The following is a 26485-nucleotide window of genomic DNA, read 5'->3' as shown; positions in this document are numbered from 1 at the left end:
CATGCGTGACCTCGCGAGCTCGGTGCTGTGCTCATGCGTGACCTCGCGAGCTCGGTGCTGTGCTCATGCGTGACCTCGCGAGCTCGGTCACGAGCTCTCCTCGCTGGCGCTCGTCGAACTCGTGCCCGGCGGTGCTGTGCTCATGCGTGACCTCGCGAGCTCGGTCACGGGGCCGCCACCCCGCGCGGCAGGGTCTGCCCCAGCGCGGCGATGCAGTCCCGGGCCAGGTACGGGTCGGCGAACGCGCCCGACGCCGACTGCACCGCATCGGCGCCGGCGGCGAACAGCGCCTCGAACGACGCCGGGTCGGTGACCCCGCCCATCGCGAGGACGTCGAACCGGGAGCTCCCGGCATCCCGGAGCGCGACCAGTCGGCGGGTGAAGTCCAGCGCGGGGTCGCGGACGGCGATGCCGGACAGGCCAGCCAGCTCCCGGCCGGGGAAGGTCGCCGCGCCGTCGCTGCGGCGCACCCGGCTCTGCAGGGTGTTGATGCCCGCGACGCCGTCGACCAGGGACGCGATCCGGGGCACCAGCGCGGTCAGGCGCGGCTCGTCGAGCCAGGAGAGCTTGGCGACCAGGCCGGTGCGGTCGTCCAGCGCCCGCCGCACCCGCTCGACGACGGCGACCGTGGCATCGGCGTCCAGGCACAGCGGCGGCCGCACGCCGGACGCCGTCCGGTCCAGCGTGTTGGGGCAGGACAGGTTGAGCTCGACGACGGGCGCGCCGGCCTCCTCCGCCATCCGCGCGACCCGGGCGAAGTCGTCGGCGAGGGCCGTCAGCCCCGCGCCGTCGGCGTCCTCCCCCATGACGCTGACCAGCAGCAGCTGGTCGTCCGCCACCGCGGCCAGGGACCGCTCGAGGTCGGGCTGCCACTCCTCGGGCGCCAGCGACGGGACGCCGAAGGAGTTCACCGTGCTGACGTCCGGGGAGCCCGGCTCGACCCAGTCCCACGGGTCCGCGGTCACCTCCGCCGCCGCGCCCGGGCGCAGGCTCGCCCTCTCCCGACGGGCGAAGGCCCAGTTCGGCTGCGGGTTGGGCTCGGCGGCGCGGCTGCGCACGGTCTTGTAGGTCAGGACGCTGTAGCCGTTGCCCGCGAAGTGGCGCACCCAGTGCTCGCCGCCGTTCAGCACGCAGGCGGGCACGCCGATCGGGAAGCCCACCGAGCGCCCCAGCACGCGCCACCGCCGCCCCCCGGCGACCGGCCGCCGTGGCAGCCGCGGACCGAGCGGGCGGGCGAGGTTGTCCCGGTAGGAGCCCAGGACGTCGTACGCCGGCGTCCGGAGCCCGTGCGCCGCGAGCACCTCCGCGCCTCCGGCGAAGAACAGCACCCGGGCCAGCAGGGGCAGGTCGTCGTCCCCGGCCCCGCCGGACGCGAGCCGGGCCGCGAGCCCGCGGGCCGCCGTCGCCAGCGCGTCCAGCTCCGGCTGCGGCGGCCGCGCGAAGCGGGTGACCCCGGCCAGGAACGCCTCCGGCAGCCCGTCGAGCAGCCCGCGGGCCACGAGGTCGTCGCGCACCCGGCGCACGGCCTCCGCCGGGGCGACCGCGGTCACGAGCGCGGCGCCGCGGCGGCGGCGAGGGCGGCGTGCACCTCCTGGAGGCTCCGGACGCCGACGCCCCCCTGGCGCAGCGCCTCGATGCCCTGCACCGCGGCCGCCAGCCCCTGCACCGTGGTGATCGACGGGATGCCGGCGGCCACGGCGGCGGTGCGGATCTCGTAGCCGTCGAGCCGGGGCCCGCTGTTGCCGGGGGCGCCGAACGGCGTGTTGACCACGATGTCGACGTCCCCGGCGATGATCCGCTCCACGACGTTGCCGGGGCCCTCGCTGAACTTCCCGACCACCTCGCAGGCCACCCCGTTGCGGCGCAGCACCTGGGCCGTGCCGACCGTGGCCAGCACCCGGAAGCCGAGATCGGCCAGCCGCTTGACCGGGAAGATCGCCGAGCGCTTGTCCCGGTTGGCCAGGGAGACGAACACCGTGCCCTCGAGCGGCAGCGAGCCGTAGGCGGCGGCCTGCGACTTGGCGAACGCCGTCCCGAAGTCGGTGTCGAGGCCCATGACCTCACCGGTGGACTTCATCTCCGGGCCGAGCACGGTGTCGACGTTCTGCCCCTCGACGGTGCGGAACCGGTGGAACGGGAGCACCGCCTCCTTGACCGCGATCGGCACGTCCTCGGGCAGGTCCGCGCCGTCCCCGGTGGCCGGCAGCACGCCGGCGGTGCGCAGGCCGGCGACCGTCTCGCCGACGGCGATGCGGGCGGCGGCCTTGGCCAGCTGGACGGCGGTGGCCTTGGAGACGAACGGCACCGTGCGGCTGGCCCGCGGGTTGGCCTCCAGCACGTAGAGGATGTCGTCCTTGACCGCGTACTGGACGTTGATCAGGCCGCGGACGCCGATGCGGGCGGCCAGCTGCTCGGTCGCCGCCCGGATCCGCACCAGGTCGGCCGACCCCAGCGTGATCGGCGGCAGCGCACACGCGGAGTCGCCGGAGTGGATGCCGGCCTCCTCGATGTGCTCCATGACGCCGCCGAGGTAGAGCTCGGTGCCGTCGTAGAGCGCGTCGACGTCGACCTCCACGGCGTCCTCGAGGAACCGGTCGACCAGCACCGGGTGCTCGGGGCTGACGTCGGTGGCCTTGGCGATGTACGCCTCGAGGGTGGCGTCGTCGTAGACGATCTCCATCCCGCGGCCGCCGAGCACGTAGGAGGGCCGGACCAGCACCGGGTAGCCGATGCCCGCGGCGATCTCGCGTGCCTCGGTGAAGGTGGTGGCGGTGCCGTGCTTGGGGGCCAGCAGCCCGGTGTCGGCCAGCACCCGGGAGAACGCCCCGCGGTCCTCGGCGGCGTCGATCGACTCCGGCGAGGTGCCCAGCACCGGCACGCCGGCGTCCTTGAGCCGCTGCGCCAGGCCCAGGGGCGTCTGCCCGCCGAGGGTGCAGATGACCCCGGCGACCGGCCCGGCCGCGCGCTCGGCCTCGACCACCTCGAGGACGTCCTCGAACGTCAGCGGCTCGAAGTACAGCCGGTCGGCGGTGTCGTAGTCGGTGGAGACGGTCTCCGGGTTGCAGTTGACCATCACCGCCTCGTAGCCGGCGTCCTGCAGCGCCATGACCGCGTGCACGCAGGAGTAGTCGAACTCGATGCCCTGGCCGATCCGGTTGGGCCCGGAACCGAGGATCAGCACCGCCGGCTTCTCCCGCGGCTCGACCTCGGTCTCCTCGTCGTAGGAGGAGTAGTGGTAGGGCGTGCGGGCGGCGAACTCCGCCGCGCACGTGTCCACGGTCTTGTAGACCGGCCGGATGCCCAGCCGCCACCGCAGCAGCCGGACGCCGTCCTCCCCGGCCAGCTCGGGCCGCAGTTCCGCGACCTGCCGGTCGGACAGCCCGTACCGCTTGGCCCGGCGGAGCAGTTCCGGCGTCAGCGACGGCGCGTCCCGGACCTCGGTGCCGATCTCGTGCACCAGGGCGATCTGGTCGACGAACCACGGGTCGAAGCCGCTGGCCGCAGCGACCTGCTCGACGGTGGCACCCGCGGCCAGCGCCCGCTCGGCGAGGTACAGCCGCCCGTCGACCGGGGTGCGCAGCGCCTCCAGCAGCTCCTCGGCGGTGGACCCGTCCTCTCCGCCGGTCCAGAACCCGGCCACCTTCGTCTCGGTGGACCGCATCGCCTTGCCCAGCGCCTCGGGGAAGTTGCGGCCCAGCGCCATGACCTCGCCGACGCTCTTCATCGTCGTGGTCAGCCGCGGGTCGGCACCGGGGAACTTCTCGAAGGCGAAGCGCGGGATCTTCACCACGACGTAGTCCAGCGCCGGCTCGAAGGACGCCGGGGTGACGCCGGTGATGTCGTTGGTGATCTCGTCGAGGGTGTAGCCGATGGCCAGCTTGGCGGCGATCTTCGCGATCGGGAAGCCGGTGGCCTTGGACGCCAGCGCACTCGACCGGGAGACGCGCGGGTTCATCTCGATGACGACCAGCCGGCCGGTCTCCGGGTGGACGGCGAACTGGATGTTGCAACCGCCGGTGTCCACGCCGACCTCGCGCAGCACCGCGATGCCGACGTCACGCATCCGCTGGTACTCGCGGTCGGTGAGGGTCATCGCCGGGGCGACGGTCACCGAGTCGCCGGTGTGCACGCCCATCGCGTCGATGTTCTCGATGGAGCAGATGACGACCACGTTGTCGCTGCGGTCGCGCATCAGCTCCAGCTCGTACTCCTTCCAGCCCAGCACCGACTCCTCGATGAGGACGGTGTGCACCGGGGAGTCGGCCAGGCCGTGCCCGGCCATGCGCCGCAGCATCTCCTCGTCGGTGGCGATGCCCGACCCGAGCCCGCCCATGGTGAACGACGGCCGGATGACGACCGGGTAGCCGACCTCCTCGGCGGTCGCGATCGCCTCTTCCACCGAGGCGCACACCGTGGAGCGCGGGGCGTCGGCGCCGATCGACCGGACGATGTCCTTGAACATCTGCCGGTCCTCGCCGCGGTTGATCGCGTCGACGTCGGCGCCGATGAGCGCGACGCCGTACTCCTCGAGCACGCCGTTCTCGTACAGGCCGATCGCGATGTTCAGCGCGGTCTGCCCACCGAGGGTGGCCAGCAGCGCGTCGGGGCGCTCCTTGGCGATCACCTTCTCGACGAACTCCGGGGTGAGCGGCTCGACGTAGGTGGCGTCGGCGACCTCGGGGTCGGTCATGATCGTCGCCGGGTTGCTGTTGACCAGGCTGACGCGCAGCCCCTCGGCCTTGAGCACCCGGCAGGCCTGGGTGCCGGAGTAGTCGAACTCCGACGCCTGGCCGATGATGATCGGCCCGGAGCCGATCACCATCACGTGCTGCAGATCGGTCCGCTTGGGCATCAGGCGCTCTTCTCCCCGGTCGTGGCCCCGACGACCGGCGGTGGGCTGACGGCGTCCCCGGTCTCGCGGGCGGTCTCCATCAGGTCGACGAACCGGCCGAACAGCGGGGCGGCGTCGTGCGGGCCGGCCGCCGCCTCCGGGTGGAACTGGACGCTGAAGGCCGGCACGTCCAGGCAGCGCAGCCCCTCGACGACGTCGTCGTTGAGGCCGACGTGGCTCACCTCGACCCGCCCGTAGGGGGTGTCGGTCGGCCGGTCCAGCGGGGCGTCGACGGCGAAGCCGTGGTTGTGGCTGGTCACCCGCACCGTGCCGCTGACCCGGTCGAGCACCGGCTGGTTGATCCCGCGGTGGCCGAAGCGCAGCTTGTAGGTGCCCAGGCCCAGGGCCCGGCCGAGGATCTGGTTGCCGAAGCAGATGCCGAACAGCGGCCGGCGGGCGTCCAGGACGCCGCGGACCGCCGCGACGGCGTAGTCGGCCGCCGCCGGGTCGCCCGGGCCGTTGGACAGGAAGACGCCGTCCGGCCCGGCGGCCAGCAGGTCCGCGGCGGTCGCCGTGGCCGGCAGGACGCGGGTCTCGACGCCGAGCTCGGCCAGGTGCCGCGGGGTGGCGGTCTTGATGCCGAGGTCGAGGGCGGCGATGGTGAACCGCCGCTCCCCCACCGCCGGGACGACGTAGGGGTCGTTCGCGGTGACCGAGGGGGCGAGGTCCGCCCCGCTCATGCTCTCCGACGCCCGCACGCGGGCCAGCAGCTCCTGCGCCGGCAGGCCCTCGCTGCTGATGCCCGCGCGCATCGCGCCGCGCTCGCGCAGGTGGCGGGTCAGGGCGCGGGTGTCGATGTCGCTGATGCCGACGACGCCCTGCGCGACCAGCTCGTCGTCCAGGCTCCCGGTCGCCCGCCAGTTGGCCGGTCGGCGGGCGGGGTCGCGGACGACGAAGCCGGCGACCCACATCCGGCGGCTCTCGTCGTCCTCGTCGTTCACGCCGGTGTTGCCGATGTGCGGAGCGGTCATGACGACGATCTGGCGGGCGTAGCTGGGGTCGGTCAGGGTCTCCTGGTAGCCGGTCATCCCGGTGGCGAACACCGCCTCACCCAGCGTCGTCCCCACCGCGCCGTAGGCCTGGCCCCGGAACGTGCGCCCGTCCTCGAGCACGAGGAGCGCTTCCCTCACTTGGTTGCCTTCCCGTCCAGAACGGTCGCGGCCCCCCGCAGGAACGTCGCGACCACCCGGCCGGGCAGTTCCCGGCCGGCATAGGGGCTGTTGCGGCTGCGGCTGGCCAGCGCGGCGGGGTCGACGACCGACCGGGCGGCGGGGTCCAGCAGCAGCAGGTTGGCCGGCTCGCCGGGGGCCAGCGGGCGGCCGTGCCCGTCCAGCCGGCCGATCGCGGCCGGACGGACGGACATGCGGTCGGCGACGCCGCGCCAGTCGAGCCGGCCGGTCTCGACCATCGTGGCGACGACGACCGACAGCGCCTGCTCCAGCCCGAGCATGCCGGGCCGGGCGCTGGCCCACTCGGTCTCCTTGTCCTCCACGGCGTGCGGCGCGTGGTCGGTGGCGACCGCGTCGATCGTGCCGTCGGCCAGCCCGGCCCGCAGCGCCTCGACGTCGGCGTCGGTGCGCAGCGGCGGGTTGACCTTGAACACCGGGTCGTAACCCTCCGCGCAGGCGTCGGTGAGCAGCAGGTGGTGCGGGGTGACCTCGGCGGTCACCTGCACGCCACGGGACTTCGCCCAGCGCAGCAGCTCCACCGAGCCCGCCGTCGAGACGTGGCAGACGTGCAGCCGGGCGCCGACGTGGCCGGCCAGCAGCACGTCGCGGGCGATGATCGCCTCCTCCGCGGCGGCCGGCCAGCCGGTCAGGCCGAGCCGCGCGGAGCGGTCGCCCTCGTGCATCTGCGCGCCGGCGGTCAGCCGCGGCTCCTCGGCGTGCTGGGCGACGACACCGCCCAGCGCCTTGACGTACTCCAGCGCCCGCCGCATGAGCGCGGGGTCGGCGACGCAGTGCCCGTCGTCGGAGAACACCCGCACGCGGGCGGCGGAGTCGGCCATCGCGCCGAGCTCGGCCAGCCGCTCGCCGGCGAGCCCGACGGTCACCGCCCCCACCGGGACGACGTCGACCAGGCCGGCCTCCTGGCCCAGCCGCCACACCTGCTCCACGACGCCGGCGGTGTCGGCGACCGGGTCGGTGTTGGCCATGGCGTGCACCGCGGTGTACCCGCCGAGCGCGGCGGCGCGGCTGCCGGTCTCGACGGTCTCGGCGTCCTCGCGGCCGGGCTCGCGCAGGTGGGTGTGCAGGTCCACCAGCCCGGGCAGCGCGACCAGGCCGGCGGCCTGGACCACCTCGGCGCCGGTCGCGGTGAGGTCCTCGCCGACGGCGGCGATCCGGCCGTCCCGGACGAGGATGTCGGCGGCGTCCTCGCCGTAGGGGCGGGCGCCCTTGATCAGCAGGTTCACGAGGGCGCGCCTCCCAGCAGCAGGTACAGGACGGCCATGCGCACGGAGACGCCGTTGCCGACCTGCTCGACGATCGTGGAGCGGGGCGAGTCGGCCACCTCGGCGGCGATCTCCATCCCGCGGTTCATCGGGCCCGGGTGCATGACGATCGCGTCGTCGCCCAGGACCCCCATGCGGCGGCCGTCCAGTCCGTAGCGGCGGCTGTACTCGCGGGCGCTGGGGAAGAACGAGGCGTTCATCCGCTCGGCCTGGACCCGCAGCATCATCACCACGTCGGCCTTGGGCAGGACGGCGTCGAGGTCGTAGGACACCTCCGCCGGCCAGCTGCCCACGCCCACCGGCAGCAGCGTCGGCGGGGCGACCAGGGTGACCTCCGCGCCGAGGGTGTGCAGCAACCGGACGTTGGAGCGGGCCACCCGGCTGTGCAGGACGTCGCCGACGACCGCCACCCGCACCCCCTCGAGCCGGCCCAGCCGGCGCCGGATCGTGTAGGCGTCCAGCAGCGCCTGGGTGGGGTGCTCGTGGGTGCCGTCGCCGGCGTTGACCACGCTGCCGCGCACCCAGTTGGCCAGCCGGTGCGGCGCCCCGGAGGCCGAGTGCCGGACGACGATCGCGTCGGAACCCATCGCCTCCAGGGTCAGCGCGGTGTCCTTGAGGCTCTCGCCCTTGGAGACGCTGCTGCCCTTGGCCGAGAAGTTGATGACGTCGGCGGACAGCCGCTTGGCGGCGAGCTCGAAGGAGATCCGGGTGCGGGTGGAGTCCTCGTAGAAGAGGTTGACCACCGTACGGCCGCGCAGGGTCGGCAGCTTCTTCACCTCGCGGCCGGCGAGTGCCTGGTCGATCTGCGCCGCGGTGTCGAGCACCAGGGTCGCGTCGGCCCGGTCCAGGTCGGCGGCCTCCAGCAGGTGTCGCTTCACGCTCGGTCCCCCTGTCCGGCTCCGTGGTCGGCGAGCAGGACCTCGTCGGCGCCGTCCACCTCGGTGAGGTGCACCTTCACCGACTGGCTGCGGGAGGTCGGCACGTTCTTGCCGACGTAGTCGGCGCGGATCGGCAGCTCCCGGTGGCCGCGGTCGACCAGCACGGCCAGCCGCACCGCGCGGGGCCGGCCCACGTCGCGCAGGGCGTCGAGGGCCGCGCGTACCGACCGGCCGGAGAACAGGACGTCGTCGACGAGCACGACCACGCTGTCGTCGATGCCCGCCTCCGGCAGCGTCGTCGGTTCCAGGGCCCGGACGCCGCGGCGGCGCAGGTCGTCGCGGTAGAGCGTGATGTCGACGGTGCCCACGTCGACCGGCGTGCCGGAGAAGGCCTCGATGCGGGCGGCCAGGCGGCGGGCCAGCGGGGCGCCGCGGGTGGGGATGCCGATCAGGACGAGGTCGGCGAGACCGCCGGTCTGGTCCCCCTCGCGGGTGCTCTCCGCCCGCTCGATCAGCTGGTGGGCCATCCGGTCGACCACGCGGGTGACGTCGGCGGCGGTGAGGAGGGTGGTGGTGCCGGGGGCGCTCGAGGCGCCCAGGGCAGGTTCGGACGAACGGGCCAAGATGGCCTCCTTCCCCGCCTCACTGGACGGGTCGTTAAAGGAGTGGTCGGACCGGGAGCGACGGTACTGCACGCCCCGATGTGACCCGCACCGCGGCCGGAGGGTCCACCATGTGGGGCCGTGCTACCCGGATGAGTGTCCTGGTGTCGCCGATCCGGCTCGACCAGTACGCTCCGTGACGACAGAACGCCCACGACGACGGACAGTGAGCAGGAAGCGATGAGCACCGACTACTCACGGGCCCTCGGTGCCCGGCTCCGCGCCATCCGCAACCAGCAGGGTCTCAGCCTCCAGGGAGTGGAGGACAAGTCGCACGGCAGGTGGAAGGCCGTCGTCGTCGGCTCCTACGAGCGAGGCGACCGCGCGGTGACCGTGCAGCGGCTCTCCGAGCTCGCGGTCTTCTACGGCGTGCCGGTCTCCGAGCTGCTGCCGGACCCGCGCCCGAGCTCCGCGGTCACCTCGACCACGAAGATCGTGCTGAACCTCGAGTCGTTGGGCTCGCTGCCCGCGGACGAGGCCGGCCCGCTGGCGCGCTACGCCTCGACCATCCAGGCCCAGCGGCACGACTACAACGGCAAGGTCCTCTCCATCCGCGCCGAGGACCTCAAGTCGCTGGCGATCATCTACGACATGAGCCCCGACGAACTGACCTCGCGGCTCATCGAGTGGGGCGTGCTCTCCCCCGGCATGGAGAGCGTCGTCGGCTTCGGCGGCGACGAGGACGACGACGAGGAAGAGATGAACCCCAACTGGGAGCGGCGCCGCACCCCGCGCTGAGAGCGGACCGCCAGAAGGACCCCGTCGCCCCCCGCCGCTCGCGGACTCGCGGCGGGACCCTGCGACGGCGCCACCGGACCGCTCGCACGCTCGCGGTGGGCCTCGGGACGGGGCCGAGTACGCGAGAGGCCCCTGACCACACCGGTCAGGGGCTCTCGCGTCTCCCGGGACCCAGGGAACCGTCAGCAGGGGGTCCTAGCGTCGGTGGCCTCGCACCGACCACCCGAGGAGCCCCGCATGGACCTGCCCGCACCGGCCGCCGTCGTCCCCGACGGGGAGTTGGCACTCGCCGCCCGCCGCCGGGAGGTGCTGCGCCGGGTCCAGCGCCGGGAGTCGGCCGCCCGGCTGTCCGCGATGCTCGCCGCGGCCGCCACCCCGGTCTGACCGCAGGTCAGCTGGTGGGCACCTCGGCGTCGAGGATCGCGCCCAGGACGCCGTTGACGTAGGCGGGCGAGTCGTCCGTGGACAGCGCCCGGGCCAGCTCCACCGCCTCGTCGATCACCACGGCGTCGGGGACGTCGTCGGCCCACAGCAGCTCGAACACCGACATCCGGAGGATGGCGCGGTCGACGTCGGGCAGCCGGTCGATCGACCAGCCCTTGGCGTGCCGGTCGATGAGCTCGTCGATCCGGGCGGCGTGCTCCACCGCCCCCTCCACCAGCCGGACGGCGTGGTCGGGTACTGGCGGGTGCGCGTCGGCCACCCGCTCACGCAGCAGCGCGAGCGGGTCCGAGCCGCGGAGGTCGGCCTCGTAGAGGACGTCCACGGCGCGCTTGCGTGCCTTGGACCGGGCAGCCATGGCCGGGCGAGGCGTCAGTTGGCGCGGCCGAGGTACCGGCCGTCGCGGGTGTCGACCTTGAGCTTGTCGCCGGTGTTGACGAACAGCGGGACCTGGATCTGCGCGCCGGTCTCCAGCGTGGCCGGCTTGGTGCCGCCGGTGGACCGGTCCCCCTGCAGACCCGGGTCGGTGTGCTGGACCACCAGCTCCAGCGTCACCGGGAGCTCGACGTAGAGCGGGCTGCCCTCGTGCACCGCGACGACGACCTCGGTGTTCTCCAGCAGGTAGTCCGCACCGCCGCCGACGGTCTCGGCCGGCACGTGGATCTGGTCGTAGGTGTCGCCGTCCATGAAGACGTAGTCGGTGCCGTCCTTGTACAGGTACGTCATCGACCGCTTGTCGACGGTGGCGGTGTCGACCTTGGTACCGGCGTTGAAGGTCTTGTCGACGACCTTGCCCGAGAGCACGTTCTTCAGCGTGGTGCGGACGAACGCGCCGCCCTTGCCCGGCTTGACGTGCTGGAACTCGGTGACGGTCCAGAGCTGGCCGTCGAGGTTGAGGACCATGCCGTTCTTGAGGTCGTTGGTGGTAGCCATCTAGAGGACCAGCAGTTCCTTGCTCGTGAGGGTCAACAACTCGGGCGTGTCATCCGTGACGACCAGCGTGTCCTCGATCCGGACACCGCCGTGGCCGGGCAGGTAGATCCCCGGCTCCACGGTGACGGCCATGCCGGCGGCCAGCGTACCCGCGCCCAGCTGCCCGATGCCCGGTGCCTCGTGGATCTCCAGCCCCACCCCGTGCCCCAGGCCGTGGGTGAAGTGCTCGCCGTGCCCGGCCGCGACGATGACGTCACGGGCGGCCGAGTCGACGGCGACCACGTCGGCGCCGACGGCCAGCGCCGCCCGCCCGGCCGCCTGCGCCGCGGCGACCAGCTCGTACACCTCGCGCTGCCAGTCGGCCGGGTGGCCGAGGACCAGCGTGCGGGTCATGTCGGAGTGGTAGCCGTCGACGGTCGCGCCGAAGTCCAGCTTGAGGAAGTCGCCGGCCCGCAGCTCCGTGTTGTCGGGCCGGTGGTGCGGGATGGCGGAGTTGGCGCCGGTGGCCACGATCGTCTCGAACGACGGCGCCTCGGCACCCAGCACCAGCATCCGGGCGTCCAGCTCGCGCCCGACCTGCAGCTCGGTGCGGCCCGGTCGCAGGGCGCCCTCCGCCGCCAGCTCGGCCAGCGCGGAGTCGGCCACGGCACAGGCCCGGCGCAGCGCGTCGATCTCGTCGTCGTCCTTGACCGCCCGCTGCGCCTCCACCGCGCGGCGCACGCTGGTCAGCTCCGGCACCGTGCCGCCCGCCGCGGCGTCGGACAGCACCGACTCCAGGGCGCGCAGCCCGTCGACGGTGAGGTGGTGGCTCTCGTACCCGATCCGCCGCGCGCCCGGCCCACCCGACCGCGGGCGGACCGCCTGGCGGGCCAGGGCGGACACGGTGGCCCGGTCGACCAGCAGCTCGACGTCGGGGACCTGGGTGCCGGCCTGGGTGGTGTAGCGGCCGTCGGTGCCGAACACGTCGGCGCGGTCGGTGCGCAGCAGCAGCGCGCCGTTGGAGCCGGTGAAGCCGGTCAGGTACCGGACGTTGAGCAGGTCGGTGACCAGGACGGCGTCCAGTCCGCGCTCGGCTGCCGTCGCCCGCAGCCGCTCCCGCCGCTGGTCGTGCCTCACCGGTGGTCCCGGGCCGCCAGCCAGCGCAGGGCCAGCAGGTAGCCGTCCACGCCCAGCCCGGCGATCACGCCCTCGGCGACGCGAGAGACGTAGGAGAAGTGCCGGAACTCCTCGCGCCGGTGGATGTTGGTGAGGTGCACCTCGAGCACCGGCGCGGTCGTCGCGGCCAGCGCGTCGTGGAGGACCACCGAGGTGTGCGACCAGCCGCCGGGGTTGATGACGATCGGGTGGCCGGCGTCGGTCGCCTCGTACACCCAGCGCAGCAGCTGGCCCTCGTCGTCGGTCTGCCGCACCTGTACCTGGAGACCGAGCTGGGCGGCGGCGGACTCGATGAGTTCGACCAGCTCGGCGTACGTCGTCCTCCCGTACTTGTCCGGCTCGCGCAGCCCCAGCCGGCCGAGGTTGGCGCCGTTGAGCACCTGGATCGTCACGCGGTCTCCTCGCTCGCTGTCGGGGTGGGGCGGGCCGACACCGCGGCCCACGCGGCGTCGAGCCACGCCTGGTCGGGGTCGGTGAGGATGCGCGGGTTGCCGAGCCCGTCGAGGACGACGAACCGCAGCGACGCGCCGCGGGCCTTCTTGTCCACCCGCATGACCGACTGCAGCCGCGCCCAGTCCCCGTCGTAGCGGGTGGGCAGCCCCATGGCCGCCACCAGCTCGCGGTGCCGGGCGACCTCGGCCCGGGAGAGCAGCCCCGCCCGGCCGGCCAGCTCGGCGGCGAAGACCAGGCCGACGGCGACCGCCTCGCCGTGCCGCCAGCCGAAGTCCTCCACCCGCTCGATGGCGTGGGCGAGGGTGTGGCCGTAGTTGAGGAACTCGCGCACGCCCGTGTCGAGGAGGTCCTCCCCCACCGCGTCGGCCTTGACCCGGACCGCCCGCTCGATGAGCTCTGCGGTGTCGCGCCGTCCGGTCGGGTCGGCGTCGAGCAGGTCGAGGATGGCGCCGTCGGCGATGAAGCCACACTTGACGACCTCGGCGAGGCCGGAGCGGAACTCCGCCTCGGGGAGTCCGGGGAGGACGTCGGTGTCGGCGAGGACGGCGGCCGGCGGGTGGAACGCGCCGACCAGGTTCTTGCCCGCGCCGGTGTTGATGCCGGTCTTGCCGCCGACCGCGGCGTCGACCATGCCGAGCAGGCTGGTGGGCAGGTGGACCACGCGCACGCCGCGGACCCAGGTGGCGGCGAGGAAGCCGGCCAGGTCGGTGACCGCTCCGCCGCCGACGCCGACGACGGCGTCGGAGCGCGTCAGACCCAGCCGGCCGAACTCCTCCCAGGCCCCCGCGGCGACCTCGGCGGTCTTGGCGGCCTCCCCGTCGGGGACGACGACGGCCTCCGCGGCGACCCCGGCGGTCTGCAGGGTCTCCACCGCGGCACCGGCCAGCGCCGCCAGCGGCGGGGCGTGCACGACGGCGGCCCGCGGCGTCCCCGCGAGCACCACGCCGAGCTCGGCCTGCGCGCCCGGGCCGATCACCACGTCGTAGGGCCGCTCGCCGCGGACGGTCACCCGCCCCCGGGCCACGGGCTCGTTCCCGCGGGCCGCTCCGCTCCTCGCTCGTTCCTCGCTGTCGGGCTCCCGCCCCTGTCCGCTCACGGGGTGGCCCGGGACCGCAGGGCGGCCGCCACGTCGGCGACCACGTCGCCGGGCTCGCGGCCGCCGGTGGGCACGGTCAGCGTGGCCACCTCGCCGTAGAGCGGCGCGCGGGCCAGCAGCAGGTTGCGCAGGGTGGCTCGTGGGTTCATGCCGAGCACGGGCCGCTCCCGGCCCAGTCCGACGCGCCGGGCGGCCGAGGCCAGGTCGACGTCGAGCCAGACGACGGTGCCCCCGGCGCGGCCGTAGCCGACCAGCAGCGCGCGGCTGGCGGCGCTGAGCACCGCGCCGCCGCCGAGGGCCAGCACCCCCTCGTGCGCACCGAGCGCGCGGGCCACCGCCTGCTCCTCCAGCGCGCGGAAGAAGGGCTCCCCGCGCTCGACGAACAGGTCGGCGACGGTCTGGCCGGTGACGTCCTCGATGTCGGCGTCGGTGTCCCGGAAGGGGACGCCGAGCAGCTCGGCCACGGCCGTACCGACCGTCGTCTTGCCCGACGACGGCGGGCCGACGAGGACGAGCAGCGGACGCCGACCCGGCTCCGGAGCGGTCACCGGATCTTCAGGTTCTCGAGGTAGGCCTGCGCATTGCGGCGGGTCTCCGGCACCGAGTCGCCACCGAACTTCTCCAGGGCGGCGTCGGCGAGCACCAGGGCGACCATCGCCTCCATGACGACGGCGCCGCGGGGCACCGCGCACGCGTCGCTGCGCTGGTTGATGGCGACCGCCGGTTCCCCGGTGGCGACGTCGACGGTGGCCAGCGCCCGCGGGACGGTCGAGATCGGCTTCATCGCCGCACGGACCCGCAGCACCTCGCCGTTGGTCATGCCGCCCTCGATGCCGCCGGCGCGGTCGGTGGTGCGCTGCACGCGGTGTTGCCCGTCCACGGAGTCGGCCATCACCATCTCGTCGTGGGCGACCGAGCCCCGGCGGCGGGCGGTCTCCAGGCCGTCGCCGACCTCGACGGCCTTGACCGACTGCACGCCCATGAGCGCGCCGGCCAGCCGGGAGTCCAGGCGGCGGTCCCAGTGCACGTGGCTGCCCAGGCCCGGCGGTAGGCCGTGGACGACGACCTCGATGACCCCGCCGAGGGTGTCGCCGTTCTTCCGGGCGTCGTCGACCTCGGCGACCATGAGCTCGCTGGTCGCCGGGTCGGCACAGCGCACCGGGTCCTCGTCGATGCGCGGGTTGTCCTGCGGGCCGGGCACGATCCCGTCGGGGACGACGACCGGCCCGATGCCGACCACGTGGCTGACCACCTCGACGTCGAGGGCCTGGCGCAGGAACGCGCGCGCGACGGCACCGAGCGCGACCCGGGCCGCGGTCTCCCGGGCGCTGGCGCGCTCCAGGACCGGGCGGGCGTCGTCGAATCCGTACTTCTGCATGCCGGCGAGGTCGGCGTGCCCGGGGCGCGGCCGGGTGAGCGGCGCGTTGCGCGCCTGACTGGCGAGCACCTCCGGGTCGACGGGGTCGGCGGACATGACCGTCGTCCACTTCGGCCACTCGGTGTTGCCGACCTGGACGGCGATCGGGCCGCCCTGGGTGACCCCGTGCCGGACCCCGCCGGTCAGGGTGACGACGTCCTGCTCGAAGGACATCCGGGCGCCGCGGCCGTGGCCGAGCCGGCGACGGGCCAGGTCGAGGTCGAGGTCGGCGGTCTGGACCCGCACGCCGGCGGGCAGGCCCTCGAGGATGGCGGTGAGCTGCTGGCCGTGCGACTCACCGGCGGTCAGCCAGCGCAACATGCCCCGGATTGTAGGAGGGCCACCCTTCCTCCCTTCCCGCGCAGGCTCGGGCGGGCCCCTGGAGGTGGCCGTTCCCGTCCGTCACCCCGTGCCGGCGAGCGCGAGCGCGACGGCGGCACCCAGCAGCAACGGCGGCCCGAACGGCAGGGCGGTGCGCCACCCGGCCCGGCCGGTGGCGAGCAGCACCAGGGACAGCGCGGCCCCGGCGAGCAGGCCGAGGAACACCCCGGCCAGCAGCGCGCCCCAGCTCACCCAGCCGAGCACCAGCCCGAGCAGGCCCAGCAGCTTCACGTCGCCGTAGCCGAGTCCCTGCGGGGAGACCAGCGCGCCCAGCGCGGCCAGCCCGAACGCGGCGGCGCCGGCCAGCGCGGCCCGCACCAGCGCCAGCCACGTGCCGAGGACGGCGGCGTCCACCACGAGGGCCGCGGCGATCACGGCCGCGGCCGGGGCGGTGACCCGGTCGGGCAGCCGGTGGACGGCGAGGTCGACGGCGGCGAGCACCACCCCGGCCGCGGCCGCCCACGCGAACGCGCCGGTGGCCGGCCGCAGGCCACCCAGGGCCAGCGCACCGGCGAGCGCGACGGCGAGCGCGACGGTGGTGACGGCGGTGCGCGTCCGGGAGGCGACCGCGGCGTCGTCCCGCCGGGCCAGCCGGACCGAGACGCGCGCCAGCCACGGCCCGAGCAGCGCGGCAGCCAGAACGGCGACGCCGGCCACGACAGCCGGTGGGAGCGCTGCGGGCACCGGTGTCAGCGGGCGTACAGCGCCGCGCGCATGGCCTCGATCGGCGCGGGCCGGCCGGTCATCAGCTCCACCTGCACGGTGGCCTGCCAGAACAGCACGTCCAGGCCGCCGACGACGGTGCCGCCGGCGGCGGTTACCGCGGTGGCCAGCGGCGTCGGCCACGGGTCGTAGAGCACGTCCAGGACGGTCTGCTGGGCCTGCCAGGGCAGTGCGGCGACGTCGGGCTGCCCGCCGACCGGGACGGTGCTCACCACGACGCCCGCGTCGACCACGGCCGCGCGCAGCGAGACCACCGTCGTCGGCACGGCGAGGGTGTCCAGCACGCGCAGCAGGTCCCCTGCCCGCGCGGGGTCCCGGACGACGACGTCGACGTGCCGGGCACCGAGCGAGGCCAGCGCGACCGCGGCGGCGGCCGCGGTGCCGCCCGCGCCGAGGATCGCCGCCCGGTCCACCTCGGCGACGCCGGCCAGCTGCAGCGCCATCCCGACGCCGGTGACATCGGTGTTCTCGGCCCGCCAGCCGGCCTCGGTGCGGACCAGGGTGTTGGCCGCGCGCAGCAGGGCCGGCAGCGGCTCGACGACGTCGGCGACCTCGACCGCGGCCTGCTTGCACGGCATGGTCACCGAGAAGCCGCGCCACTCCTCCCCGAGGCCGGCCAGCAGCACCGGCAGGTCCTCGGCGCCGATGTCGAGGGCGTCGTAGGTCCAGTCGGTCAGCCCGAGCGCGGCGTAGGCCGCCCGGTGCAGCAGCGGGGACAGCGAGTGCCCCACCGGACGACCGAGGACGGCCGCCCGCTGCCCGCCGACCGTCGTCCCCGCGTCGGACCCGTCAGCCACCGCAGCCGAGGCCGGCCGCGGCGCACCGCTCCCGCGCCGCCATGAACTCCGTGTAGTCGGCGGTGAAGAAGTGCCGCCCGTCCTCGGACTCCAGCACGTAGTACAGGAGGTCACCGGTGGTCGGTGCCAGCGCCGCCTCCAGGCTGGCCTCGCCGGGTGAGCTGACCGGCGTGGGCGGCAGCCCGGCGCGCGTGCGCGTGTTGTACGGGCTGTCGGTCTGCAGGTCGGTCACGGTGAGGTCGTTGCCGTTCTTGCCCAGGCCGTAGGCCAGCGTGGCGTCGACGCCGAGCGGGATGCCCTGGCCGAGGCGGTTGTAGACCACCTGGGCCACGTCGGGCCGCTCCTCGTCCAGCCGGGTCTCCGACTGCACCATGGAGGCGACGGTCACGACGTCGGACACCGACCACCCCGCCGCGGCGGCTCGCTGCTCCAGTTGGATCGCCGACGCGGTCTCGGTGAAGCGGGAGACCATGGCCCGGAGCATGGTGACCGGGGTGTCGTCGGGCTGGAAGTCGTAGGTGGCCGGGAAGAGGAAGCCCTCGAGCTGGCCGTTGGCGTAGGCCGGCAGGCCGAGTGCGGCAGTGTCGGCGGCCGCGGCCTCCAGCTCCTCGACCGGCTTCTGGGTGCCCTCGGAGAGCCGCTGCAGGATCTGCTGCACGGTGAAGCCCTCGGGGATGGTGACCCGGGCGAACAGCCGGGTGGCCGGGTCGAGCAGCCGGTCCAGCGCGGCCTGGCCGCTCATCTCCTGGCGCATCGCGTACACGCCGGGCTGGATGCCGGTGGCCGCGGGCTGCACCTCGGCGGCGTCGACGAACGGCTCGACGGAGGCGATGACGCCCTCGGAGACCAGCGTGCGGGCGATGTCGCTGAGGGTGTCGCCGACGGCGATCCGGACCTGCACCTCGCCGCTGCCCTGGCCGACGTAGTCCTCGCTGGGCGGGTTGACCAGGTTGATCAGCGCCTTGCCGCCGACCACGATGCCGGCGACCAGGCCGGCGAGGACGACGAGGGACACGATGACGGCCAGCGGGCTGCGCCGGCGCCGGGACCGCCCGGTGGGTGGCTCGGTGCCGTCGTCGTCGGCGCGGTGCCGCGAGCGGTGGGCGTCCTCGTCGGAGGTGCCGAGCACCTCCAGGCCACCGGTGGCGTCGGTGTCGTCCCAGGCGTAGGCGTCGTCGGCGGCCGGCTCACCGGGGACGCCGGGCTGGCTGCCCACGGGCTGGGCCACGGTCTGGTCGTCGTCGGGGTGGGCGTCGCTGCGCCGCTGCAGGCGCGACCAGGTGCCCGCGGGCCGCGGCGGCAGGCCGGGCAACGGGGCCGACGGGTGCGTGCCGCCCTCGGAGCCGCCGGGCGGCGGGGTGGGCAGGCCGCCGGCCTCGGCGCGTGGCGCCAGGGGTCCGGTGCTGCGGCCGTCGTCGGCCCGGCCCCCGTGCGCACCCGCGTACGGGGCGGACGGGCCGGCCGTCGTCGACCGGAGCCCGGCGTCCACCCGGTACCGGCCGGCGGCCGCGGGGCCCTGCTCGGCCGCCCGGTTCGGCATCGAGGCCAGCCAGGCGGTCGCCGGGACACCGCTGGGGAAGTCGGACGCGTGCCGACCCCGTCGCGAGGACGGGGTCGGGTCGGTCACGCCGCCTCCTCGCTGACGCTCGTCGGGCACGTGACCGGTGGTGCTGTGCCCCTGCGTGAACTCGTGAGCTCGGTCATGAGCGCTCCCGCTGAGCGTCCAGGTAGGCCTGGAGGATGACCACGGCGGCGGCCTGGTCGATCACCGGGCGCTGCTGCCGACTGTCCAGACCGTTCGCCCGGAGGGAACTGGCTGCGGTCACGGTGGAGAGCCTTTCGTCGACGAGGTGCACGGGCACGGGCCCGATGCGCCCGGCGAGGGCCCGAGAGTAGGCCCGGGCCTCCTTCGCCGACGCCCCCGACGCACCCGAGAGGTGCCTCGGCTCCCCCACGATCACCTCTGTCACCTCGTGTTCCACCACGAGGGCCGCGATGTGGTCCAGGTCCGACTCGTCGCGCGCCCGACGCACCGTCTCCAGCGGGCTGGCCAGGGTGCCGGTCGGGTCGGAGATCGCCACACCGACGCGCACCGAGCCGACGTCGATGCCCAGCCGGCGGCCCTGCCGAGGGCGCCGGGGTGGGATCGGCAGCCCACCGGGCAGGCCGCCGGAGAGGTCGATCTGGCTCGTCTCGTGCCGCACCGGCGGGAAGCCGGCCGACAGGTCGATCTGCTCGGTGCGGTGCTGCACCGGCGGGGGCGGCGTCGCGGGCCGCTGCCGGGTGGGCGGCGGCACCGCGGGGCGACGCACCCGCCGCTCCCCCACCGGACCGGTCTCGTCGGGGCGCTGTCCAGGCACCTCGGTCACCTCCCTGCGGCGGTCGCGACCGCCTGTTCGCCGGCCCGGAGGGCCGCGGGGATCCCGGCGGGGTCGGTCCCGCCGCCCTGGGCCATGTCTGTCTTGCCGCCGCCCCGGCCACCGACCGGGGCCGCCGCCGCGCGCAGCACGTCGTTCGCCGACAGCCCGCGCTCCTGTGCGGCCGGGTTGAGGGCCGCCACGAGAGCCACCTTGCCCCCCGACTCCGACGCCAGCAACACCACGGCCGGCCGGTCGCCGGGCAGCCGGCCACGGACGTCGAGGGCCAGCGTGCGCAGGTCCGCACCGCCCAGTCCGGCCGGAGCGCCGGTGACCACCGCGATCCCGGCGACGTCCCTCGCCCCGGCGGCCAGCTCCCCGGCCGCGGCGAGCGTCTGCTGGGCGCGCAGCTCGGCGAGCTCCTTGTCGACGTCGCGCAGGCGGGCCAGCATGCCGCTGACCCGCTCGGTCAGGCCGTCGGTGGGCGTCTTCAGCAGATCGGCGAGCTGGCGGACGAGGTCGCGCTCGCGGGCGAGGTAGCGGAACCCGTCCAGGCCGACCACCGCCTCCACGCGCCGCGACCCCGAGCCGACCGACGACTCGCCGGTCAGCACGAGCGGGCCGATCTGGGCGCTGCCCCGCACGTGGGTGCCGCCGCAGAGCTCCCGCGACCACGGGCCGCCGATCTCCACGACCCGGACCTGCTCGCCGTAGGTCTCCCCGAACAGGGCCAGGGCGCCGATGGCGCGGGCCTCGGGGAGCGTCATGTAGCTGGCGCGGACCGCGTGGTCGGCGCGCACGGCGGCGTTGGCGACGTCCTCGATGTCGTGCCGCTGCGTCGTGGACAGCGCGCCCTGCCAGGCGAAGTCCAGCCGCAGGTACCCGGGACGGTTGTAGGACCCGGACTGCAGCGCCTGCGGGCCGAGCACCTGGCGCAGCGCGGCGTGCACCACGTGGGTGCCGGAGTGCGCCTGGCAGGCCGACAGCCGCCATTCGCGGTCGACCTCGGCCACGAGCTCGGCGCCCTCCCGCAGCTCGCCCTCCAGCACGCGCACCTGGTGGGCGACCAGGCCCTTGACCGGCCGCTGCACGTCGAGGACCTCGGCGCGGCCGCCGTCCCAGGTCAGGCTGCCTGCGTCGGCGACCTGACCGCCGGACTCGGCGTAGAAGGGCGTGCGGTCCAGGACGACGCGGGTGATCTCACCCGGGCCCGCCGGGGCGCTCTCCCCGGCCTCCTCGTCGGTGAGCTCGGAGACCACCCCGAGCACCCGGGACTCGGTGCGCAGGGTGTCGTAGGCGCGCCAGTCGGTGGGGCCGTGGTCGGCCAGCAGCCGGCGGTAGGCCAGGACGTCGACCGAGCCGGTCTTCTTGGCGCGGGCGTCGGCGCGGGCCCGGTCGCGCTGCTGCTGCATGAGCGCGCGGAAGCCCTCCTCGTCGACGGCGACCCCCTGCTCGGCGGCCATCTCGAGGGTGACGTCGATCGGGAAGCCGTAGGTGTCGTGCAGGGAGAACGCCTGCTCCCCCGACAGCGTCGGCGCGCCGGCCTGCTTGGCGGTGGCGACGGCAGTGTCGAACAGGGTCGTCCCGGCGGTGAGGGTGCGCCGGAACGCCTCCTCCTCCGCGTAGGCGACCGACGAGATGCGGGCGAAGTCGGTCTCCAGCTCCGGGTAGCTGGCCTTCATCGCCTCCCGGGAGACGGGCAGCAGCTCGGGCAGGGTCGACTCGTCGACGCCGAGCAGCTTCATCGAGCGGACGGCGCGGCGCAGCAGGCGACGCAGGATGTAGCCGCGGCCCTCGTTGCCGGGGGTGACGCCGTCGCCGATGAGCATCAGGCCGCTGCGCACGTGGTCGGCCACGACCCGCAGCCGGACGTCGGCCTCGTGATCGGCGCCGTAGCGCACCCCGGCGATCTCGGCGGCCCGGTGCAGCACCGGGGCGACCTCGTCGATCTCGTAGAGGTTGTCGACGCCCTGCAGCAGGTAGGCCACCCGCTCCAGGCCCATGCCGGTGTCGATGTTCTTGCTCGGCAGCTCGCCGACGATCCGGAACTCCTCCTTGCTCCGGACGTCGGTGAGCTCGTACTGCATGAAGACGAGGTTCCAGATCTCCAGGAACCGGTCACCGGCCGTGTCGACCAGCGGGCCGCCGTCGGGACCGAACTGCGGGCCCCGGTCGAAGTAGATCTCGCTGCACGGGCCGCCCGGGCCGGGCTGGCCGGTGTGCCAGTAGTTGTCCTTCTTGCCCAGCCGCTGGATCCGCTCGATCGGCAGGCCCGCGATCCGGTGCCACGCCTCGGCGGCCTCGTCGTCGTCCAGGTAGACGGTGACCCAGATCCGGTCGGGGTCGAAGCCGAGCCCGCCGTCGTCCACCGGGCCGGTGACCAGGTCCCAGGCGTGCTGGATCGCCCCCTCCTTGAAGTAGTCGCCGAAGGAGAAGTTGCCGTTCATCTGGAAGAACGTGCCGTGGCGGGTGGTCTTGCCCACCTCCTCGATGTCGAGGGTGCGCACGCACTTCTGCACGCTGGTCGCCCGCGGGTAGGGCGCGGGCTCGCGGCCGGTCAGGTAGGGGATGAACGGCACCATGCCGGCGACGGTGAACAGCAGCGACGGGTCGGGGGAGACCAGCGAGGCGCTGGGCACGACGGTGTGGCCGCGGGAGGCGAAGTGCTCCAGGAAGCGGCGGCGGATCTCGGCGGTCTGCATGGTCCTACTCGGGGGTCTGGAGGAGGGCGGAGCGGCGTCCTCCCGCGGGTGGCGAGGTGGTCAGCGGTCGGCGGCGTGCGCGCCCCGGCGGGGCAGCTGCACCTGCTCCCCGGTGGGGAGCGGGGCGTCCAGGCCGGTGCCGGCGCGCAGCTCCTGCTCCCGCTCGGCCGCGGCCGCCCGCACGTCGGCGCCGAACTCCCCGATCGCGTCGGCCAGCTCGCGCAGCCCCTCCACGAGAGCGCCGGCGATGCCCTGCGGCGTCATCTTCTCCGCGGCCCGGGACAGCTTGCGGACGACGAGGGCGCCGATGGTGACGCCCATCGCGAGCCAGAACAGCCGGCGCATCAGGCGGCCCGCCGGGCGGCACGGCGAGCGCGGCGCTCGGCCTTGTCACGGGCGGCGGCGTCGGCGAGGGCCTGCCCCTCCCGCTTCTTCTTCGCGGCACTGCGGACGCCGTAGCTGAAGGCGGCCACCTTGATCAGCGGACTGCCCAGCGTGGCGGCGACGACGCTGCTCAGCGCGGCGACGTTGCTGGAGACGTTGGCCGCGTTGCCGGTGATGTCGTCGACCCGCTCGAGGTTGCTGTTGACGTGCGCGACCGTGGTCGAGGCCTGGCTGAGGATCGGGGCGCTCTGCTCCCGGGCCTGGCGGATCGTCAGCGTCGCCTCGTCCAGCGTGCGACCCACCTTGAGGATCGGGACGGCGAGCAGCACCACCAGCAGCACCAGGGCGCCGGCTGCGATCAGTCCGGCCCACTCTCCTGCGGACACGCGGGGTCTCCTGTTCCTCGGCGAGGAGGTCCTCGTCGTCTTCGGGCGCACCCGTCGGACACGCACCGGCGGGCGTCAGCCCGGCGTGGTCACAGTAGTCGCGGGCCCCGGCGCCCGTCCGTGCCCCGCCGGGACGCTCAGCGGCCGCGCCGGAGGATCGCCCGCAGCTTGACCAGCCGCGCGGCGATCGGGCCCTCGGCGCCGCGGCTGGTCGGGCGGTAGTAGTCACGGCCCACGAGCGCGTCGGGGGGGTACTGCTGCGGGACGATGCCGTCCGGCGCGTCGTGCGGGTAGCGGTAGGCCGAGCCGTGCCCCAGCTTCTTCGCGCCGGCGTAGTGGGCGTCGCGCAGCCCCGGGGGCACCGGCCCGGCCAGCCCGGCCCGCACGTCGGCCGTCGACTCGCTGATGGCCACGGCGAGGGCGTTGGACTTCGGCGCGGTGGCCAGGTGGGCGACGGCCTGCGCCAGGGGGAAGTGGCCCTCCGGCATGCCGATGAAGGCCACGGCGTCGGCGGCGGCGACGGCGGTGAGCAGCGCCGTCGGGTCGGCCATGCCGATGTCCTCGCTGGCGGAGATGACCAGCCGGCGGGCGATGAAGCGCGGGTCCTCCCCCGCCTCGACCATCCGGGCCAGGTAGTGCATCGCGGCGTCGACGTCGCTGCCCCGGATGGACTTGATCAGCGCGCTGGCGACGTCGTAGTGCTGGTCGCCCTGCCGGTCGTAACGCACCGCGGCCTGCGCGACGGCCGTCTCCAGGGTGGGGAGGTCGAGCGCCTCGCTGCCGGCAGCCACGGCCGCGCCGGCGCCGGACTCCAGCGCGGTCAGCGCCTTGCGGGCGTCGCCGCCGGCGACCCGGAGCAGGTGCTCCTCGGCCTCCTCGGCGAGGGTGACGGCGCCGTCGAGGCCGCGGTCGCTGGTGAGCGCGCGCCGCAGCACGGTGCGGACGTCGTCGTCGGACAGCGGCTGCAGGGCGAGGACCAGGGAGCGGGACAGCAGCGGGCTCACCACGGAGAAGAACGGGTTCTCGGTGGTGGCGGCGATCAGGCTGACGATCCGGTCCTCGACGGCGGACAGCAGGCTGTCCTGCTGGGTCTTGGAGAAGCGGTGGACCTCGTCGATGAACAACACGGTGCGCCGGCCGGCGTAGGTCAGCTCGCGCTTGGCGCCCGCGATGACCGCGCGGACCTCCTTGACCCCGGCGTCCAGCGCCGACAGCTGCACGAACTGCCGCTTGGTGGCCAGGGAGATGACGTGCGCCAGCGTCGTCTTGCCGGTGCCCGGCGGGCCGTAGAGGACCAGCGACATCGGCTCGTCGGCCTCGACCAGCCGGCGCAGCGGGGAGCGCGGGCCGAGCAGGTGCTGCTGGCCGACGACCTCGTCCAGCGACCGCGGCCGCATGCGCACCGCCAGCGGGGCGCCCGGGTCGACCGCCGCCGCCCCCTCCACCTCCGGGTCGTCGAACAGCGAACTCACGGCGTCCTCGGTCCGCTCCCGCGGGGCGCTCCGCTCCTCTGTCGCCGGGTCACGGCTCGCCTCCGCGGTCGCTCCGCTCCTCGCTCGCAGAGCTCGCTGCGATGCTCACGTCCTGTCGGCTCGTGCGCTCCCGGCGATGCTCACGCCCCTGTCCGCTCACGCTTGCGAACGCTACCCGCGGGGCACGACACCCCCGTGCAGCAGCGACGCATCGGAGACGTGACCGTCAGCGCCATCGGGCTCGGGGCCATGCCCCTGTCCAGCAAGGAGGACCGGCCGTCCCACGACGACGCCGTCGCCACCGTCCACGCCGCGCTCGACGCCGGGGTGACCCTCATCGACACCGCCGACGCCTACGCGCACGACGAGGCGGAGTTCGGGCACAACGAGTCGCTCGTGGCCGCCGCGCTGAGGTCCTACGGGGGCGACACGTCGTCGGTGCTGGTCGCGACCAAGGGCGGCCACACCCGCCGCGGCAGCGACTGGGAGCTCGACGGGACGCCGGCGTACCTGCGGAAGGCCTGCGAGGCGTCCCTGCGGCGGCTCGGCGTCGACGCGATCGGCCTCTACCAGTTCCACCGGCCGGACCCGGCGACGCCGTGGGAGGAGTCGATGGGCGCGCTGCGGGCCCTCGCCGACGACGGCCTGGTGCGGATGGTGGGCATCTCCAACGCCGACGTCGCGCAGATCGACGTCGCGCGCTCCATCGTCGGGCCGGCGCTGGTCAGCGTGCAGAACCAGTTCTCCCCCGGCTGGCGGTACTCCGCCGACGAGCTCGCCCACTGCGCCGACCACGGGTTGGCCTTCCTGCCGTGGAGTCCCTTCGGCGGGGTGTCGGCGGCCGGCTCCCTGGACGCGACCGCGCCGGCGTTCGCCGAGGTCGCGCAGGAGCTGGACGTCTCGGTGTACCGGGTGACCGTGGCGTGGCACCTCGCGCAGTCCGACGCCGTTGTCCCCATCCCCGGGGCGTCCCGGCCGGCGTCCATCGTCGACTCCGCGGCCGCGGCCGACCTGCAGCTCACCCCTGAACAGCTCACCCGGTTGAACGGCTGACCGTGCGCCCCGTTGATCATCGCCAGGTGGCTGCCCCGACCGGCGTGTCCGGCGACCAGCTGACGATGATCAACCGAGGGCGGGGCGGGTCCACAGGCGGAACGGCCCTCCACAGATCCTGCGGGGCCGCCCCGGTCCAGGGGTGCGGCGGCCAGCGTGCGGACGGTGACCCTCCCTCCCACGTGGACCACGGCGGCCGCCCGTGCCGCAGGCATCTCCCGCGCCACCCTCCGCAGCACCCGCTTCGTCCGGCTGTCGCACGACCTCTACGTACAGCTGGACGACGCGGTCCACCAGCACGAGCGGCTGCGGCTGCTCGCCGATGCGCTGCCGCCGGACGCCGCGTTCAGCCACGCCACGGCGGCGGAGGTCCTCGACGCCCCGGTCGACCCCGCGCCCTTGCCGCACGTCGCCCTGACCCCTCGTCGGGTCCTCCCGCAACGCGCCGACCTCGTGGTCCACACCCGCCGGCTGGCCGACGACGACGTCACGGTGCACCGGGGTCTGCGGGTGACCTCCGGCGCCCAGGCCTTCCTCGACCTGGCCGGCGAGCTGTGGCCCTGGGACCTCGTGGCGGTCGGCGACGCGTTGCTCCGGGCCGGACACGTCTCCACTGATCGGCTCGATGAGCGGCTCGCCCGTGCACACCGGGTCCGCGGCGTGGTGCGGGCGCGGGAGTGCGCTCCCCTCCTGTCCTCCCTGGCCATGTCGCGTCCGGAGAGCCTCATGCGCTACTGGCTGGTCCGCAGCGACCTGCCCGACCCGCAGCCCCAGGTGCCCGTCCGTGACCGGTGGGGTCGGGTCGTCGCACACGGCGACCTCGGCTACGAGCACTGGAAGGTGTTGCTGGAGTACGAGGGGCGACAGCACGCGGATCGGGAGCAGTTCGGCCGGGACGTCGACCGGTACTCCCTCATGGCCGCCGACGGATGGCTGGTGCTCCGGTTCGCCGCCGGGCACGTCGGGGGTCCACGACTCGTGGTCGACCGCACGCGCCGGGCGCTGACGAGCCGCGGCTGGCATCCCGCCGCGAGTTGATCACCGGCGGCTGGTCGTACGACACGCCGGACCGGGCCACCACCCGCCGATGATCAACTGCAGCAGCGCAGCGACC

25 protein-coding genes are annotated in these 26485 nt (G+C 74.6%); 4 read left to right on the top strand and 21 right to left on the bottom strand.

What is annotated here, in order from left to right; all coding sequences use genetic code 11:
- Positions 1-164: 164 nt before the first annotated feature.
- Genes CRP39_RS05015 through pyrR form a run of 6 tightly spaced genes read right to left on the bottom strand, consistent with a single transcriptional unit; the run spans position 165 to position 8844 of the window.
- Positions 165-1550 carry a beta/alpha barrel domain-containing protein gene (locus tag CRP39_RS05015; protein ID WP_245853570.1) on the bottom strand — a complete coding sequence of 462 codons (1386 nt, stop codon included), beginning with the start codon at positions 1548-1550 and terminating at the stop codon, positions 165-167.
- Positions 1547-4852 (bottom strand): carbamoyl-phosphate synthase large subunit, encoded by a 3306-nt coding sequence (gene carB / locus CRP39_RS05010; RefSeq protein WP_097204848.1) that lies wholly within the window; start codon positions 4850-4852, stop codon positions 1547-1549. Before carB ends, CRP39_RS05015 begins: the two co-directional genes overlap by 4 nt.
- Positions 4852-6021 (bottom strand): glutamine-hydrolyzing carbamoyl-phosphate synthase small subunit, encoded by a 1170-nt coding sequence (gene carA, locus CRP39_RS05005; protein WP_097204842.1) that lies wholly within the window; start codon positions 6019-6021, stop codon positions 4852-4854. The genes carB and carA overlap by 1 nt, the downstream gene beginning before the upstream one ends.
- The gene (locus CRP39_RS05000; protein WP_097204840.1) at positions 6018-7304 is read right to left on the bottom strand and encodes a dihydroorotase; all 1287 of its coding nucleotides are present in this window, start codon (positions 7302-7304) and stop codon (positions 6018-6020) included. The genes carA and CRP39_RS05000 overlap by 4 nt, the downstream gene beginning before the upstream one ends.
- The gene (locus tag CRP39_RS04995; RefSeq protein ID WP_097204838.1) at positions 7301-8221 is read right to left on the bottom strand and encodes an aspartate carbamoyltransferase catalytic subunit; all 921 of its coding nucleotides are present in this window, start codon (positions 8219-8221) and stop codon (positions 7301-7303) included. The genes CRP39_RS05000 and CRP39_RS04995 overlap by 4 nt, the downstream gene beginning before the upstream one ends.
- Positions 8218-8844: a bifunctional pyr operon transcriptional regulator/uracil phosphoribosyltransferase PyrR gene (pyrR, locus tag CRP39_RS04990; RefSeq protein WP_097204836.1), complete on the bottom strand. Its 627-nt coding sequence runs from the start codon at positions 8842-8844 to the stop codon at positions 8218-8220. The genes CRP39_RS04995 and pyrR overlap by 4 nt, the downstream gene beginning before the upstream one ends.
- Before the next feature lie 219 nt (positions 8845-9063).
- Between pyrR and bldD the strand changes: the two genes are divergently transcribed.
- Positions 9064-9621, top strand: a complete 558-nt coding sequence (gene bldD, locus CRP39_RS04985; RefSeq protein ID WP_097204834.1) for a transcriptional regulator BldD — start codon at positions 9064-9066, stop codon at positions 9619-9621.
- Between the two features lie 237 nt (positions 9622-9858).
- Complete coding sequence (locus tag CRP39_RS26665; RefSeq protein WP_172442284.1) at positions 9859-10005, top strand: hypothetical protein; 147 nt, start codon at positions 9859-9861, stop codon at positions 10003-10005.
- Positions 10006-10012: 7 nt separating this feature from the next.
- Here CRP39_RS26665 and nusB read toward each other — a convergent pair whose 3' ends face one another.
- The 15 genes from nusB to CRP39_RS04910 all read right to left on the bottom strand — a co-directional run bounded on the left by nusB (position 10013) and on the right by CRP39_RS04910 (position 24318).
- Complete coding sequence (gene nusB, locus CRP39_RS04980; protein WP_097204831.1) at positions 10013-10420, bottom strand: transcription antitermination factor NusB; 408 nt, start codon at positions 10418-10420, stop codon at positions 10013-10015.
- A 14-nt stretch (positions 10421-10434) separates the two neighbouring features.
- Positions 10435-10995, bottom strand: a complete 561-nt coding sequence (efp, locus tag CRP39_RS04975; RefSeq protein WP_097204829.1) for an elongation factor P — start codon at positions 10993-10995, stop codon at positions 10435-10437.
- Positions 10996-12111: a M24 family metallopeptidase gene (locus tag CRP39_RS04970; protein ID WP_097204827.1), complete on the bottom strand. Its 1116-nt coding sequence runs from the start codon at positions 12109-12111 to the stop codon at positions 10996-10998.
- Positions 12108-12542, bottom strand: coding sequence for a type II 3-dehydroquinate dehydratase (aroQ, locus tag CRP39_RS04965; RefSeq protein ID WP_097204825.1), 435 nt, complete (start codon positions 12540-12542; stop codon positions 12108-12110). Before aroQ ends, CRP39_RS04970 begins: the two co-directional genes overlap by 4 nt.
- A complete protein-coding gene (gene aroB, locus CRP39_RS04960; protein WP_097204823.1) occupies positions 12539-13627 on the bottom strand; it encodes a 3-dehydroquinate synthase in 1089 nt (362 codons plus the stop codon). The genes aroQ and aroB overlap by 4 nt, the downstream gene beginning before the upstream one ends.
- Before the next feature lie 68 nt (positions 13628-13695).
- On the bottom strand, positions 13696-14247 hold the full coding sequence (locus CRP39_RS04955) for a shikimate kinase (RefSeq protein ID WP_097204822.1): 552 nt from the start codon (positions 14245-14247) through the stop codon (positions 13696-13698).
- On the bottom strand, positions 14244-15437 hold the full coding sequence (gene aroC, locus CRP39_RS04950; protein WP_097204820.1) for a chorismate synthase: 1194 nt from the start codon (positions 15435-15437) through the stop codon (positions 14244-14246). Before aroC ends, CRP39_RS04955 begins: the two co-directional genes overlap by 4 nt.
- 81 nt (positions 15438-15518) lie before the next feature.
- Positions 15519-16181, bottom strand: coding sequence for a prepilin peptidase (locus CRP39_RS04945; RefSeq protein ID WP_097204818.1), 663 nt, complete (start codon positions 16179-16181; stop codon positions 15519-15521).
- 5 nt (positions 16182-16186) lie between these two features.
- On the bottom strand, positions 16187-17017 hold the full coding sequence (locus CRP39_RS04940) for a shikimate dehydrogenase (protein ID WP_097204817.1): 831 nt from the start codon (positions 17015-17017) through the stop codon (positions 16187-16189).
- The gene (gene mltG, locus CRP39_RS04935; RefSeq protein WP_097204815.1) at positions 17010-18644 is read right to left on the bottom strand and encodes an endolytic transglycosylase MltG; all 1635 of its coding nucleotides are present in this window, start codon (positions 18642-18644) and stop codon (positions 17010-17012) included. The genes CRP39_RS04940 and mltG overlap by 8 nt, the downstream gene beginning before the upstream one ends.
- Before the next feature lie 73 nt (positions 18645-18717).
- Positions 18718-19377, bottom strand: a complete 660-nt coding sequence (gene ruvX, locus CRP39_RS04930) for a Holliday junction resolvase RuvX (protein WP_097205180.1) — start codon at positions 19375-19377, stop codon at positions 18718-18720.
- 5 nt (positions 19378-19382) lie between these two features.
- Positions 19383-22076 carry an alanine--tRNA ligase gene (gene alaS, locus CRP39_RS04925; protein WP_097204813.1) on the bottom strand — a complete coding sequence of 898 codons (2694 nt, stop codon included), beginning with the start codon at positions 22074-22076 and terminating at the stop codon, positions 19383-19385.
- Between the two features lie 60 nt (positions 22077-22136).
- Positions 22137-22421, bottom strand: a complete 285-nt coding sequence (locus tag CRP39_RS04920; RefSeq protein ID WP_097204810.1) for a hypothetical protein — start codon at positions 22419-22421, stop codon at positions 22137-22139.
- A complete protein-coding gene (locus CRP39_RS04915; protein ID WP_097204809.1) occupies positions 22421-22846 on the bottom strand; it encodes a DUF948 domain-containing protein in 426 nt (141 codons plus the stop codon). The genes CRP39_RS04920 and CRP39_RS04915 overlap by 1 nt, the downstream gene beginning before the upstream one ends.
- A 137-nt stretch (positions 22847-22983) precedes the next feature.
- Positions 22984-24318: a replication-associated recombination protein A gene (locus tag CRP39_RS04910; RefSeq protein ID WP_097204807.1), complete on the bottom strand. Its 1335-nt coding sequence runs from the start codon at positions 24316-24318 to the stop codon at positions 22984-22986.
- A gap of 195 nt (positions 24319-24513) precedes the next feature.
- Here CRP39_RS04910 and CRP39_RS04905 point away from each other — a divergent pair, with 195 nt between their 5' ends.
- Positions 24514-25371 carry an aldo/keto reductase gene (locus CRP39_RS04905; protein WP_097204806.1) on the top strand — a complete coding sequence of 286 codons (858 nt, stop codon included), beginning with the start codon at positions 24514-24516 and terminating at the stop codon, positions 25369-25371.
- 165 nt (positions 25372-25536) lie between these two features.
- Entirely contained in the window at positions 25537-26409 is an 873-nt protein-coding gene (locus tag CRP39_RS04900) for a DUF559 domain-containing protein (RefSeq protein ID WP_097205178.1), read from the top strand.
- Positions 26410-26485: the final 76 nt, after the last annotated feature.

Source organism: Geodermatophilus sabuli (genome assembly GCF_900215145.1).
Taxonomy (GTDB): Bacteria; Actinomycetota; Actinomycetes; order Mycobacteriales; family Geodermatophilaceae; genus Geodermatophilus; species Geodermatophilus sabuli.
The sequence above is the reverse complement of the archived record's forward strand: the minus strand, read 5'-3'. Positions and strand labels throughout refer to the sequence as shown.